At 69.6% G+C, this 13498-nt stretch carries 10 protein-coding genes; 5 read left to right on the plus strand and 5 right to left on the minus strand.

Annotated elements, in window-relative coordinates:
• Positions 1–23 precede the first annotated feature (23 nt).
• Positions 24–836 (minus strand): carbon-nitrogen hydrolase family protein, encoded by an 813-nt coding sequence (locus Q0599_RS20310; protein ID WP_298833621.1) that lies wholly within the window; start codon positions 834–836, stop codon positions 24–26.
• A gap of 16 nt (positions 837–852) precedes the next feature.
• Positions 853–5016, minus strand: coding sequence for a YhdP family protein (locus Q0599_RS20315; protein ID WP_298833622.1), 4164 nt, complete (start codon positions 5014–5016; stop codon positions 853–855).
• 137 nt (positions 5017–5153) lie between these two features.
• Between Q0599_RS20315 and glnE the strand changes: the two genes are divergently transcribed.
• From glnE to Q0599_RS20330, 3 genes are read left to right on the plus strand one after another with little or no spacing between them, the layout of a single operon-like run.
• On the plus strand, positions 5154–7907 hold the full coding sequence (gene glnE, locus Q0599_RS20320) for a bifunctional [glutamate--ammonia ligase]-adenylyl-L-tyrosine phosphorylase/[glutamate--ammonia-ligase] adenylyltransferase (protein WP_298833624.1): 2754 nt from the start codon (positions 5154–5156) through the stop codon (positions 7905–7907).
• Positions 7904–8494: a rhombosortase gene (gene rrtA, locus Q0599_RS20325; protein ID WP_298833626.1), complete on the plus strand. Its 591-nt coding sequence runs from the start codon at positions 7904–7906 to the stop codon at positions 8492–8494. The genes glnE and rrtA overlap by 4 nt, the downstream gene beginning before the upstream one ends.
• Positions 8484–9380: a DMT family transporter gene (locus tag Q0599_RS20330; RefSeq protein WP_298833627.1), complete on the plus strand. Its 897-nt coding sequence runs from the start codon at positions 8484–8486 to the stop codon at positions 9378–9380. The genes rrtA and Q0599_RS20330 overlap by 11 nt, the downstream gene beginning before the upstream one ends.
• 35 nt (positions 9381–9415) lie before the next feature.
• On the opposite strand, the gene rfaE2 is transcribed toward Q0599_RS20330, so the two are convergent.
• Positions 9416–9889 (minus strand): D-glycero-beta-D-manno-heptose 1-phosphate adenylyltransferase, encoded by a 474-nt coding sequence (rfaE2, locus tag Q0599_RS20335; protein ID WP_298833629.1) that lies wholly within the window; start codon positions 9887–9889, stop codon positions 9416–9418.
• An 80-nt stretch (positions 9890–9969) separates the two neighbouring features.
• Here rfaE2 and Q0599_RS20340 point away from each other — a divergent pair, with 80 nt between their 5' ends.
• Positions 9970–10626 carry a glutathione S-transferase family protein gene (locus tag Q0599_RS20340; RefSeq protein WP_298833630.1) on the plus strand — a complete coding sequence of 219 codons (657 nt, stop codon included), beginning with the start codon at positions 9970–9972 and terminating at the stop codon, positions 10624–10626.
• A gap of 34 nt (positions 10627–10660) precedes the next feature.
• Here the strand turns inward: Q0599_RS20340 and Q0599_RS20345 are convergent, their stop codons facing one another.
• Positions 10661–11530: a diiron oxygenase gene (locus tag Q0599_RS20345; RefSeq protein ID WP_298833632.1), complete on the minus strand. Its 870-nt coding sequence runs from the start codon at positions 11528–11530 to the stop codon at positions 10661–10663.
• 70 nt (positions 11531–11600) lie between these two features.
• Positions 11601–12524, minus strand: coding sequence for a MerR family transcriptional regulator (locus Q0599_RS20350; RefSeq protein ID WP_298833634.1), 924 nt, complete (start codon positions 12522–12524; stop codon positions 11601–11603).
• A gap of 133 nt (positions 12525–12657) precedes the next feature.
• Here Q0599_RS20350 and Q0599_RS20355 point away from each other — a divergent pair, with 133 nt between their 5' ends.
• Positions 12658–13251 (plus strand): glutathione peroxidase, encoded by a 594-nt coding sequence (locus Q0599_RS20355; RefSeq protein WP_298833636.1) that lies wholly within the window; start codon positions 12658–12660, stop codon positions 13249–13251.
• The last annotated feature ends 247 nt before the right edge of the window (positions 13252–13498 follow it).

The following is a 13498-nucleotide window of genomic DNA, read 5'->3' on the forward strand; positions in this document are numbered from 1 at the left end:
GGCCGCGTAACCGGCGATTCCGCTCAGCCGCGCCGGTGTGTCAGCGCCGGCAGTTGCCCCCGCACTTGCGCGATGCGTGTCTCGTCGAGTTCGGCGAGCACCACGCCCTCGCCCTCGGGCCGCACCGCGAGCACCTCGCCCCAAGGGTCCACGATCATGCTGTGGCCCCAGGTGCGGCGGCCGTTTTCGTGGCGCCCGCCCTGCGCGGGGGCGACGACGTAGCACTGGTTCTCGATCGCACGCGCGCGCAGAAGGAGCTCCCAATGCGCCTGGCCGGTGGTGTAGGTGAAGGCGGAAGGCACGCTGAGCAGGTCGCAGGGCGGCGTCATCAGCGCACGGTAGAGCTCGGGGAAGCGCAGGTCGTAGCACACGCTCAGCCCGACGCGAAGCCCGGCCGCCTGGCACGTCGTCGGCGTGGTGCCGGCGAGGATGGCGCGTCCCTCGTCGTAGCTCTCGCGCACCCCGGCCGAGTCACGTTCGAAGCGGAACAGGTGGATCTTGTCGTAGCGCGCGGCGAGCCCGCCGTCGGGTCCGAACACGCAGCAGCTGTTGAGTACGCGCTGCGGGTCGCTGCTTTGCAGCGGCAGCGTGCCGCCGATCACCCACACGGCGTGCTCACGCGCCGCCTCGGCGAGCATGCGCTGGATGGGTCCGCGGCCGGCCGTCTCGGCAACGGCGAGCTTGTCGATGTCCGCGTGGCCCATGAAACAGAAGTACTCGGGCAGCGCGACGAGCTTCGCCCCTTCGGCCGCGGCCTGCGCGATCAGGCGGCGCGCTGCGGCGAGATTGGCCTCGACCTCGGTGCCGGACACCATCTGCAGCGCGGCGATCTTCATCACGTTCTCCCAGGGTTCATTGCGCGGTGCTGCGCGGCGCCGACGGGGCAGACGCCGGCGCATCCAGCTCCGGCACCGCATCGCCGATCTTGCGCTCGACCTTCTCGACCTTGGGGTCGGCCCACGACCCGCTGACGTGGAACTCTCGCGTGCCGGCGGCGGTCAGCGGCCGGCGCAGGAACATCTGCGCGAGGAAGGTGCCCAGGCCCACCGCCGGGTTGATCGCCGCATAGGCGAGCGAGGCGGTGCCGGCGTTGATTTCCGGCACGACGACGACGCGCAGGTCCTGCGTCTCGCGCGCGATGTCGGCCTGACCCTCCATCAGCACCACCGCCTGCACGCCGCGCATGCGCAGGTTGTTGGTGGTGGCCACGCCGTGGCTGATCTTCAGATCACCCGAGAGGTTGTCGAAGGCGAAGCCTTCCTGGAACACGTCGCGGAAGTCCAGCGCGAGTCGCCGCGGCAGTGCCTGCAGGCTGAGCACGCCCAGAAGCCTTGCTGCGCCCGGATCGGCCTTGAGGAACTGGCCGGCGTCGATCGCCACCGCGACGTTGCCCGACAGCGTGGGGTAGTCCAGCGCCAGCGGCGAGCCCAGCCACGACAGCTGTCCCGAGAGCTGGCCCTTGCCGCCGCGCACCGCCTTGCCGGTGCCGAGTCGCTCGAGCAATGCACCGCCGTCGGCGACATCGAGACTGAAGTCCAGCACCGAGCGCCGGCGCACGCTGGCCGCCGCGCCCGGCAGGGTCATGAAGGTGCCGCCAACCTCTGCCCAGCGGCCGCTGCCGACGAGCTGCGCCTCGGGCATGCTCAGCGCCAGCCGGTTCAGCCGCCATTCGCGCACGGCGTCACGTCCTTCGCCGACGATCCGGTTCACCGCATCGACCTCGACGCGGCCGAGCCGCTTGCCGCGCAGCTCGAAGTCGTCGATGACGATGTCCAGCGAGGGCACGGCGGTCGGCTGCTGCTGGTCGAGCAAGGTCTCGACCTGCTCGGCCTCGCTCTTGGGCAGCGACAGGCGCGCCAGCCGCGCATAGACGCGGCCGGCCGCCGGCGCCGCCCCCGGCCGCGCGGGCCGGTACTCGACGTAGCCGCCGAATTGCTCGGCCTCGACGTTGGCGCGCCACTGGCCCTCTTCCTGAGAGGCGCCGATCACCACCCGATTGAACTGGCGCGCACCGGTCGTCAGTGTCTGGGCGCGCAGCGCGATCTGCGTGGGCAGGTAGCCGCCCATCTCGCCGGCGGGCGCACCGCCCGCCATGCTGCCGCCCGACAGGCGCTCTACCGCGGCCTCCCAGGCGTCGAGCGGCAGCACGGCGAAGTTGGCATGGAGGTGGACGCCGGAAGCCGGCTGGGGCGCCGCTTCGTTCAGGCCGATGCCGCCGCGCAGGACGCGCAGCACGTCACCCGACAGGTCGCGCTGGAATTGGGCCTGCACGAGCGTGCCGAGTTCGAGGCGCAACGTGTCTCGCGCGGTCTGGCCGGCCTGCAGTGACTCCGGCGCCAGCGTGGTCTGGAAACGCAGCGGCAGGGCGGTCTCCGCCGCCTTGCGCAGGGGCACGGGCAGGTCCGAGGCCATGCCGACGAGGTTGCTGGTGATGTTGAGCTCCGGCAGGCCGTGCACGAAGCCGAGGCTGGCGCGATAGCCTGCCTGGCCGCTGAAGGAACTCGCCAGCCGCGACAGAGCACCGAGTTCGGTGGCACGCCGCAGGCCCTCGGCACTGGCCGTGCCCTGCCCGCTGAAGCGCAGCGATCCATCGGGCTGGGTCGACCCGTCGAAGCTGGCCTCGCCGCCGAGAAGCCGCGCAGTCGCGCCGCTGACCGTCACGCCCTTCTGCGTGAAATCGACGCGCCCCCGCGCCGCAGCCAGCATCGGCGTGTCGGGCGTGAGGCGCAGGTCGTTGCCACCCAGCGCGAGGCTGCCCTGCACCGTGCTGGCCGACAGGTCGTACAGCGGCAGCGCCAGGGCGAGCTTCAGCTCCGCGTTGCCGCTCGCGCTGGCGCGCGACAGTGCCTGGCCGGTCCACTGGCCCACCGGCGTGGCGTTGACGAAGCGCAGCATCTCGGTCAGCGGCCCGCGGGCCGTGCCGTCCAGCGCGAGCACCGAACGATCGGCCAGATTGCGGATGCCGCCGTTGACGGGCCCGAACGCGACATTGCCGAGTTGCGCCCTGGTGTCGCGGATCTCCAGCGTCGACCGGTCGATGATCAGCATGCCGGCCACCTTCGTGAACGCCGGCCAGGGCGAGATCCATGCCGGCTGGTCCTCGATGGCCGGCTCGCTGGGCACGTAATCGAAGGTCGCGTCTTCGACCCGGCCGGCGATGCGGAACTCGCCCTCCCTGGCGCTCTTCGCGCCGTAGAAGGGAAATTCCCACAGGTCGCCCTTGACGCGGAAGCTGGCATCGAGCACCGTGCCGGCGCGAATCGCGCGGCCGAGGTACTGGCGTGCCCCAGGCATGCGCAGCGGCAGGTAGCGCGGGATCTTTCCGGCATTGCCGCGCACGATGCGGCCGCTCAGCTCGAACTGCCCCGGGTAGCGTCCGCCCTTGGCCAGGCCCTCGCCCGGACCGGTGGACCAGGTGGCGGTGAGATCGCCCTGCGCATCGGCGTTGGCGAACTTGCCTTCCTCCACCGTGACGCTGACCTTGGGCGTCGCCCCGCCAGCGCCGGCGTCGATCCTCCAGGCCAGCTGTGCCGCCAGCGTGTCGAAGGGCACCACCGGGTCGTCGAACACACCGGGGAACTCCAGCGCGCCGGCAGCGACGCTCAATTGCGCCTGGCCACCGGCCTCGGTGGCACTGACCTGCAGCGTGGCGTTGCGCAGGCCCGGTCGTCCGACACCGTCGGGTTCGCCCGAAGGCTTGGCGGCCAGCGACAGGCCACTGAACAGCGCTTTCGCCTGGTACCTGGTGGGCGCGTCCAGCGGTCCGCTCCAGTTCGCGCTCAGCCCGCTCACCACGCCTTGAGGGTTGAGCTCGGCCAGCAGTCGGCGCATCGCCTCGCCCAGTGGCACGCGCGCAGCGATCTGAGACATCACGTTGAGGTCGAGTCGCTGCGCACTGAACTCGCCGCCGCTGATCGGCCGACCCTCGCGTTGCCTCCAGGCCAGCGACAAGTCACCGCTCGGCCAGCGAACGCCGTCACCGGTGAGGAAGCCGAAGTCGTGCAGCGAGATCGCCACGCCCTCATCGTCCCGCTTCGCGACGAGACGCCCCTGCACCTGCTCGACCACCAGCGGCTCGACGTGCTGCGCCAGGCGCAGCGACACCGCCCGCAGCGCCAGATCCACCGTCCCGCTCCTCGGCCGCCCCCTGTCCAGCTCGATCCAGGCGCGCAACGCACCATCACCCTCGTTCAGTTCGAACGGTAGGTCGACGTAGCGGCGCAGTTCGTGCACGTCCATGCGCGGCATGTCGACGAAGGCGGTGCCGCTCCAGCGCCGCATGTCGCCGGGACGCGCCAGCAGCGGCTGCGCGAAGCGGCCGCGCATGTTGAAGCGCTCTCCCCATGGATCGTCGGGCGTCGCATCCAGCCGCACGTCGTGGTGCAACAGGCTGTTGCGCAACGCGAACTGCACATTCGTCAGGGCCAGCGTGGGCGCACCGCGCAGTTCGTCGGTCCAGTACAGGCTGCCGTCGCGGATGACGAACTCGTGCTGGCGGAAGAACCAGTCGCGCAGGCCGCCATCTTCACCGCCGTCGGCCGCGCCCATGGTCAGACCGGCGACGAAGACACGGCCGGCCGTGTCGCGCCGGATCTCGAGCTGCGGCCCGTCGACGAGCAGTTGCTCGAAGCGCAGTTCCAGCGCGACGAGCGACTGCGGCGAGATCGCCGCCACCACGCGCGGCAGCTGCAGGGCGGCGCGCTGCTGCGCGTCGAGCAGCGTCACGTCGTGCAGTTCGAAGCGGGGTACCCAGCCGCTGCTGCTCGCCTCGATGCGGCCGATGCGCACCGGCACACCCAGCACGCGGCTGGCCTGCATCTCGATCTGCGGGCGCCACTGCTCGATTCGGGGCAAAATCCCCCAGTGCAGAGTCAACCAGACCGTCAGCAATAAGCTAGACGCCACGAACAGCAACCCGATGGTGTAGCGCAGCAGCGACCGCAGCGGCCGCCGGGGCGCGGGGCTGAGGACAGGCTGCGAGGGAGCAGCACCAACGACGGGCTGGATCAGGGGCATGAATACGACGCAACGCCAGCGAGGGCCTGGGCACAGAGGAGGCGACTGCGCGCAAGCTCAGCGCGAGGCCGATTCTTCTTCGATGGGCCTGCAGCCGCAGCGCTGAAACCAATCTAGCACAGACCCCTGCCGACACGATGGGTTCCGCCCCGCTCCCCGACACAGAATCGCAACCCCCGGTGACACCGCCGGCCAGTGCCGACCACAGCCGCTTCGTTCAGCGCATCCGCCGGCGCTACGCCGCCGAGCGGCTGCTTCTGCCGCCAGGGCTGCCGCGACGCGATACCGTCAGCGAATTGGTGGCCACGCTGCAGGCACAGGGGCGATCGTTGGCCAGTGCGTTGCGCGTGACGCGGCAGTTGGTGCTGGAGCGCCTGGCCGTGCTCGACGTCGAGCAGGGCGCAGCGATGCACGACATCACGCTGGCGATGAGCGAACTCGCCGAGGCGACACTGGATCTGGCGCTCACCCAGGCGCAGGCCGACCAGGCCGTTCGCCACGGCCTGCCGCGCACCGCCGCTGGCGGCGACATCGAGTTCTGGGTCGTCGGCATGGGCAAGCTCGGCGCGCGCGAGCTCAATGTCTCCTCCGACATCGACCTCGTCTACGTCTACGAGGATGACGGCCAGACCGACGGGCCGCTGCCGATCAGCGCGCACGAGTTCTTCTCTCAGGTGGCGCGCAGCCTGTACACCTTGATCGGCGACACCACCGAGGATGGCTTCGTCTTCCGCGTCGACCTCGCGCTGCGGCCGAACGGGAACTCCGGCCCGCCGGTGGTGAGCCTGGGCATGCTGGAGGAGTACCTGCAGGTGCAGGGCCGCGAGTGGGAGCGCTTCGCCTGGCTGAAGAGCCGCGTCGTGGCGCCGCGAGCCAGCGTGACCAACGGCCGCGCTCTGGCGCTGCGTTCGATCATCAACAGCTTCGTCTATCGCAAGTATCTCGACTACGGCGTGTTCGAAGGGTTGCGCCAGCTGCACCGCAAGGTGCGCGACGAGGCGCAGCGCCGCGCCGCCGGCCGACCCGAGCGCGCCAACGATGTCAAGCTCTCGCGCGGCGGCATTCGCGAGATCGAGTTCATCGTGCAGCTGCTGCTCGTCGTTCGCGGCGGGCAGTTCCCCGAGATGCGCACCCGTTCGACGCTGAAGGCGCTGGACAAGCTCTCCGCCGGCGGGCTGATGAAGCCGGAAAGCGCGCGCAAGCTCGGCGAGGCCTACGTGTTCCTGCGCCGCGTCGAGCATCGAATCCAGTACCTCGACGACCAGCAGACCCACCTGCTGCCCACCGGCGACGGCGATCTCAACTGGATCGCGCGCAGCCTCGGACTGGCCTGCAACGCCGACGCCTGCGAGCTGCTCGACCGGCTCGGCGAGATGCGCGAGTTCGTCGCGCTGGAGTTCGACGCGCTGCTGCACGACGGACGCGAGCCCTCTCCCGCCAACAACGGCAACGGCGGCTGCAAGACCTGCGGCAACCCGCCGCCGCCCCTGGACAGCGAGGGCTTCATCGAGAAGCTGCCGGTCGAGCTGGCCGAGCGAGTGCGTCACCTGTGCGAGCTGCCGAAGATCAAGGCGCTGCGCGAGGAGAGCAAGGCACGGCTGAGCCGCCTGATCGCGCGCGCCGCGCAGGCCGCGCGCAGCGAAGAGTGCACCATGGACGCGGCGACGCGCTTCGTCGACTGGGTCGAACCGCTGCTGCGCCGCGAGAGCTATCTCGCGCTGCTGGTCGAGCGGCCCGACGTGCAGAACCGTCTGCTGCGCCTGCTCGGCCTGGCGCGCTGGCCGATGCACTACCTGATGCGGCACCCCGGCGTGATCGACGAACTCGCCGACGAACGCTTGCTGCACAGCCGCTTCGACGCCGGCGAGTTCGCCGCCGAACTCGAGGCGCGCCACGCGGCCTGGGAGCGCTCCGGCCAAGCCGATCCCGAGTCGCTGCTCGACACATTGCGCCGGGCTCACCATGCAGAGGTGTTCCGCACCCTGGTGCGCGACGTCGAGTCGCACATCACGGTGGAAGAGGTCGCCGACGAACTTTCGGCGCTGGCCGACGCCACGCTGGCGCGCACGCTCGCCTGGGCCTGGAAGCACCTGAAGCAGGCGCACCGACCGGAGCCGCGCTTCGCGGTGATCGCCTACGGCAAGCTCGGCGGCAAGGAGCTCGGCTACGGCAGCGACCTCGATCTCGTCTTCCTCTACGACGACGATGACGAGCGCGCGAGCGAGGTCTACGGCGCCTTCACGCGCAAGCTGATCGGCTGGCTGACGCTGCGCACCGCGGCTGGCGAGCTGTTCGAGATCGACACCGCGCTGCGGCCGAACGGCAATTCGGGCATGCTGGTCACCTCGATGGCCTCGTTCGAGAGGTACCAGAGTGGCCGCGGCAGCAACACCGCGTGGACCTGGGAACACCAGGCGCTGACGCGCGCCCGCTGGTGCGCCGGCCTGGCCGAACTGGAACCGCGCTTCGAGGCGGTGCGCCGATCGGTGCTGGCCGCGCCGCGCGACCATGCGGCGCTGCGCGAGGAGGTGCGCGCGATGCGCGACAAGCTGCGCGCCGCGCGGCCGGTGAAGGAAGGCCGCTTCGACGTCAAGCACAGCCCGGGCGGCATGGTCGACGTCGAGTTCGCGGTGCAGTACCTCGTGCTCGCACACAGCGCGGTGCATCCCGAGCTGCTCGACAACAAAGGCAACATCGCCTTGCTGCAGCGCGCGCAGGAATGCGGGCTGCTGCCCGACCATGTCGGCACGCGCGCCGCCGACGCCTACCGCGAACTTCGCCGCGCCCAGCACCGGGCGCGGCTCGACGAACAGCCGACGCAGGTGCCGCCCGAGACCCTGGCCGAGCCGCGCGACGCCGTCCTCGCCCTGTGGCGCACGGTGTTCGGTTGAACACGCCGGCACCGCGCGCCTGGGGCGCGCTCGCCTTGCTGCTCGCGCTGGTGGCGATCGCCGGCTGGTCGGCGCAGCCCTTGCGGCTCGACTGGCAGCCCGGCCTGGCGGCAAGCGAGCCCTGGCGTGCCTTCACCGCCGCCGCCGTGCACTACAGCCCGCTGCACCTCGGCGCCAACCTCGCCGGCGCGCTGCTCGTCGGAGCGCTCGGCATGGTGGCGCGCGTGCCGCTGCGCATCGTGCTGGCCTGGCTGGCAGCCTGGCCGCTGACTCACCTCGGACTGCTGTTGCGCCCCGACCTGGCCCACTACGGCGGACTGTCCGGCGTGCTGCACGGCGGCGTGGCAGCCGTGGCAACGTGGCTGGTGCTGCGCGACCGCGGTCGGCGCCAGCTGATCGGCGTCGCGATACTGGCGGTGCTGCTGGTGAAGATTCTCGGCGAATCGCCCTGGGGCCCCGCATTGCAGTGGCGCGAGGACTGGGACATCGCGGTCGCGCCGTTCGCCCATGCCAGCGGTGCGTTCTGCGGCCTGCTGTGTGCGCGCCTCTCGCTGCTCTTGCCCGACGCTGCCCGACATGACGACTGATCGCAAGGCCCACCTCGACACGCTGGCGGTCACCTCGCTGGTGTTCTGCTGCTTCCTGTGGGGCCTGAATCAGGTGGCGGCCAAGGTGGCCATCGCCGAGGTGCCACCGCTGGCGCAGGCGGCGGTGCGCTCGCTCGGTGGTGCAACGCTGGTGTTCCTTTGGGCACGGCTGCGCGGCATCGCCCTCTTCGAGCGCGACGGCTCGTTGCGCGGCGGTCTGCTCGCCGGGCTGCTGTTTGCCGCCGAGTTCGGCTGCATCTTCGTCGGCCTTCAGTACACCACCGCCTCGCGCATGGCGGTGTTCATCTACATCTCGCCCTTCGTCGTCGCGCTGGGCATGCCGTTCATCGCCCGGTCGGAGCGACTCAGCGTGCTGCAGGCGGCCGGCCTGACGCTGGCCTTCGCCGGCGTCTCCTGGGCGTTCGCCGAGGGCTTCACGCGGCCGGCGGCGGGGCCGCGGCAATGGCTGGGCGACGCGCTCGGCGTGGCCGCCGGCGTGCTGTGGGGCGCCACCACGCTGGCCATCCGCGGCAGCAAGCTCGCCGCTGCCTCGGCCGAGAAGACACTGCTTTACCAGCTTGCCATCTCGGGCGCGGCGCTCGCGCTGGCCGCACTGCTGCAGGACCAGGCCTGGGCTGCCACGCTGTCCGCGCTGACCTGGGCGTCGCTCTTCTTCCAGGTGGTCATCGTCACCTTCGCGAGCTACCTGCTGTGGTTCTGGCTGGTGCGCCACTACCCGGCGACGCGCCTGGCTGCCTTCACGCTGCTCACGCCGGTGTTCGGACTGTTGCTCGGCGCGCTGCTGCTCGGCGAGCCGATCACGGCGCGGCTGCTGATCGCGCTCGCTGCGGTGGCCGTCGGCATCGTGCTCGTCAATCGGCGTTGACCGAGGCGCCGTCGGCTGCCGCGCGACGCCGCCGGTCAGCCGCGGATGCGCCTGACCAGCGCCGTGGTCGAGTAGCCGTCGACGAAGGGCAGCGCGTACGCCTGTCCGCCCCAGCTGCGCACCCACCTCGTCTCTTCGAGCGTCTCGATGTCGTAGTCGCCGCCCTTCACGTAGACCTGCGGCCGCACGAGCTTGAGCAGTTCCACCGGCGTGGGCTCGTCGAACAGCGCGACCAGGCTGACGCTCTCCAGCGCCGCGAGCACGCAGGCGCGATCGGCCTCGCTGTTCAGCGGCCGTTCCGGTCCCTTGCCGAGACCGCGTGCCGAGGCGTCGCTGTTCAGCCCGACGACCAGGCTCGCGCCGAGCGCGCGCGCCTGCGCGAGGTAGCTCACATGCCCTCGGTGCAGGATGTCGAACACGCCGTTGGTGAACACCACCGGCTGCGGCAGCGCCGCAACGCGGGCGGCAAGCTGCTCGCGCGGGCACAGCTTGTCGAGGAAGTCGGTCATGGCCGCGATTGTCGCCTGCGGGTCAGCACGAAGGCACGCGGCGCCCGTAGACTGCGCCCCATTCACCCCAGGAGACCCCGATGATCACGCTGTGCGGCATGTGCCTGTCGAACTACTACAACAAGGTCAAGATGGCGCTGATCGAGAAAGGCATCCCTTTCGAGGAGCAGTTCGTCTCCACCGGCAGCAAGGACGAGGCGCTGCTCGCCTGCTCTCCGCTGGCCAAGGTGCCCTTCATCCGCACCGAGCAGGGTGCGCTGTGCGAGAGCCAGGCGATCCTCGACTACCTGGAGGCACTGCAACCGGAGCCGCGCCTGCTCCCGGCCGATCCCTGGGCAGCGGCCAAGGTTCGCGAGCTCACCACCTTCGTCGACCTGCACCTCGAGCTGGCGGCGCGCGAACTCTACGGCAAGGCCTTCTTCGGCGGCGACATCAGCGAGGGCAACGCGGCGCGCGTGCGCAAGCTGCTGGAGAAGAACATCGCCGGCTTCAAGCGCCTGGCGAAATTCTCGCCCTACGTCGCCGGCGACAGCTTCACGCAGGCCGACTGCTCGGCCTACGTGAGCCTGCCGCTGGTGGCGATGGCGTCGCACATCGTGCTCGGCGAGGACCTGCTGGCCAACTCCGGGATCGACTGGAAGGGCTACGTGAAGCTCGTCGGCGAGCGGCCGAGCGCCCAGCGCGTCACCGCCGACCGCAAGGCCGAACAGGAACGCACCGCAGCGAAGAAGGGTTGAGCGAAGGCACCGGCATCGCGCCGGTGCGCACGACTCACGCCGGCGCGCCGCCGGGCGAGGATTTGGCGGAGGCCGCCAGTGCCGCCGTCACTTCCTTGCGGAAGCGATTGAGTTCCTGGACGCTGGCGAAGCTGCGCTCCATCAGCAGGCTCATGTTGTGCAGGATGCGCTCGACGACCCTGGTTTCCCAGACGGCGTCGAACTGGATCTGCTTGTCCAGCCACTGCTCCAGCCACTCCGGGTTGGGCAGGCGGCTCTGCACGGTGTCGCGCGGGAACAGCTTGACGTTGACGTGCAAGTTGGTCGGATGCAGCGCCTGCGCCGTGCGGCGCGCGCTGGCCATCAACACACCCACCTTGGCAAACGCCGCGCGCGCCTCGTCGCCGAACTTCTGCAGCGCGCGCTTCATGTAGCGCAGGTAAGCGCCGCCATGGCGCGCCTCGTCGCGTGCCAGCGTCTCGTAGATCGCCTTGATGACCGGCTCGGTGTGCCATTCGGCGGCGCGCCGGTACCAGTGGTTCAGGCGGATCTCGCCGCAGAAGTGCAGCATCAGCGTCTCCAGCGCCGGCGCCGGGTCGAACTCGAAGCGCACCTCGTGGAGCTCCGCTTCCGTCGGCACGAGGTCCGGGCGGAATCGACGCAGGTACTCCATCAGCACCAGCGAATGCTTCTGCTCCTCGAAGAACCACACGCTCATGAACGCCGAGAAGTCGCTGTCGTCGCGGTTGTCGCGCAGGAACATCTCGGTGGCCGGCAACGCCGCCCACTCGGTGATGGCATTCATCTTGATGGTCTGCGCCTGCTCGTCGCTGAGCTTGCTGGCGTCGAACTGGTCCCAAGGAATGTCCTTGTCCATGTTCCAGCGCACGGCTTCGAGCTGCTTGAAGAGTTCTGGATAGATCATGACGCGGGCCTCGTGGAGGGCCGGATTCTAAGTCGGCACCCAAGCGGTGCGCGCAATCAGGGCTGGCCACTCAGTCCTCGGGGGTGCGCGTCGCCCAGGCGGCCAGTTCGTCTCGAATCTGCCCGATGGCGGCGATGGCGCGCACGCCGGGCACCGGTCGCCGGTGCAGCACCGGCGCCGAGCCGCCCGCCCAGAGCGTGACCGTGGCGGGCAGCTTCGCGCGCAGTTCGCGCAAGCCTTCGACGACTTGGTTCGGGTTCATGCAGCCGCTGAAGCTGAGGGCGACGATGTCGGCGTGCTGCGTCGCGCTGGCCATCACGATGTCCCACACCGGCGTGCACACACCCAGCGAGACGCAGCGAGCCCCTGCCAACGCCATCAGCGCTTCGGCCATCAGCAGGCCCAGCCCGTGGGGCTCGAGTGGGAGGGTGGTGAGCAGTACCCGCGGGCCGCCGACGCCCTGCGGGATGCGCGCGATGGCGTCGCGCAGCGTGGTCTGCACGGACTCCGTGTACAGGTGCTCCTGGTAGACCTGCAACTGCCCGCGCATCCAGGCATCGCCCACGCGCGTATTCAGCGGAGCCACCACGTCGGTGACGAAGCGCGCCAGGCCGAGGCGCTCGCGGGCATGGCTCAGGTGCCGGCGAAACGCGTCGATGTCGTGCGACTGCAGGAGGTCGACGAATTCGTCGACGTCGCGCGGCGCGTTGACTGCTTCAGGAGGGGTGCGGTGTTCCAGGCGCGCCCGCAGATCCGCCATGGACAACGACATCAGTTGCCCCGGCCGCTCGCCGGCGTCGACGAGACGCTTGAGCAGGCGCAGCTGCTCGATCTGCTCGGCGGAGTAGAGGCGCTCGCCGGACCGGTCGCGAAGCGGCACCGGAAACCCATATCGGCGCTCCCATACGCGAAGAGTGTCCTTGCTCAAACCGGTGTCCCGTTCGGCTGCGGCGATGTTCAGTAGGGGCGACGCGCCAAACGCGTGTGAGGTCATGGCAACAGCCGATTCAGCAAGACGAAGACAGATCGTTCACCACTTTGTCCTGGACAATACCTTGCAGTATCAAAGTATACCGCTTAGTATAGCGCTCATGCCAAGCCTCCATCAAAAGTGTGCGCCGATGATCATGAACTCTGCCGACGCGGCATGGATCAGCCGCCGCCACGTGATTGCCGGCGGCGCACTGGCCGTGCTCGGCTTGCGCCCCGCGCATGCGGCGTCGACCGCCTGCTCGCCCTTGCTGGAACGCGAATTCGCCCGGCTGCAGGACGAGAAGCCGCAGAACCTGTGTCAGTACGCCGGGCGGGTCCTGCTGGTGGTGAACACGGCCAGCTTCTGCGGCTTCACGCCGCAATACAGGTCGCTCGAGACCCTGTACCAGCGCTACCGCGGGCGCGGTCTGGTGGTGCTGGGATTCCCCTCCAACGACTTCGGCCAGCAGGAACCGGGCAGCGACCGGCAGATCGCGGAATTCTGCGAAAGCACCTTCGGCGTCAGGTTCCCGATGTTCGCCAAGTCGCGTGTCGCCGCAGCAGCCGGCGACGCCGCCAACCCGCTGTTCGCCGACCTCGCACGACGCACCGGGCAGTGGCCTCGCTGGAACTTCCACAAGTACCTCGTGGCACGTGACGGCCACACCGTCACCAGCCACCCCAGCGAGGTCGATGCACTCGACAGGACCTTTGTCTCCCAGGTGGAGGCCCTGCTCGCAGCAAAGTAATTACCAGTCAGTTATATTTCATACTATACAGTTCATTTCTAGCCATGACCTTCTGCCACAGCCACCACGACACGACACACAGCGTCATGTCCGGCCAAGATTCGACGGAACTCGGGCGCGTCGAGTGCGTCACAGTTCTTGTGCGCCGAGGTACGGCGCACGGTTGGTTTGTGTTGCGGAGCCTTCCAGCTTGGCTGGATGAAATCTCCGGGCGGTTCTCCTCCTCCCTCCCTCCTCCCTCCTTCGC

This window comes from uncultured Piscinibacter sp. (assembly GCF_937952055.1).
Taxonomy (GTDB): domain Bacteria; phylum Pseudomonadota; class Gammaproteobacteria; order Burkholderiales; family Burkholderiaceae_C; genus Piscinibacter.

What these genes read in the sequence shown, in the direction of transcription:
- glnE (WP_298833624.1), top strand. Translation starts at nt 5,154, where the DNA reads ATGGGTTCCGCCCCGCTCCCCGACACAGAATCGCAACCCCCGGTGACA.
- Q0599_RS20350 (WP_298833634.1), bottom strand. Translation starts at nt 12,524, where the DNA reads ATGACCTCACACGCGTTTGGCGCGTCGCCCCTACTGAACATCGCCGCA.
- Q0599_RS20310 (WP_298833621.1), bottom strand. Translation starts at nt 836, where the DNA reads ATGAAGATCGCCGCGCTGCAGATGGTGTCCGGCACCGAGGTCGAGGCC.
- Q0599_RS20340 (WP_298833630.1), top strand. Translation starts at nt 9,970, where the DNA reads ATGATCACGCTGTGCGGCATGTGCCTGTCGAACTACTACAACAAGGTC.
- Q0599_RS20345 (WP_298833632.1), bottom strand. Translation starts at nt 11,530, where the DNA reads ATGATCTATCCAGAACTCTTCAAGCAGCTCGAAGCCGTGCGCTGGAAC.
- Q0599_RS20330 (WP_298833627.1), top strand. Translation starts at nt 8,484, where the DNA reads ATGACGACTGATCGCAAGGCCCACCTCGACACGCTGGCGGTCACCTCG.
- Q0599_RS20315 (WP_298833622.1), bottom strand. Translation starts at nt 5,016, where the DNA reads ATGCCCCTGATCCAGCCCGTCGTTGGTGCTGCTCCCTCGCAGCCTGTC.
- rfaE2 (WP_298833629.1), bottom strand. Translation starts at nt 9,889, where the DNA reads ATGACCGACTTCCTCGACAAGCTGTGCCCGCGCGAGCAGCTTGCCGCC.
- Q0599_RS20355 (WP_298833636.1), top strand. Translation starts at nt 12,658, where the DNA reads ATGAACTCTGCCGACGCGGCATGGATCAGCCGCCGCCACGTGATTGCC.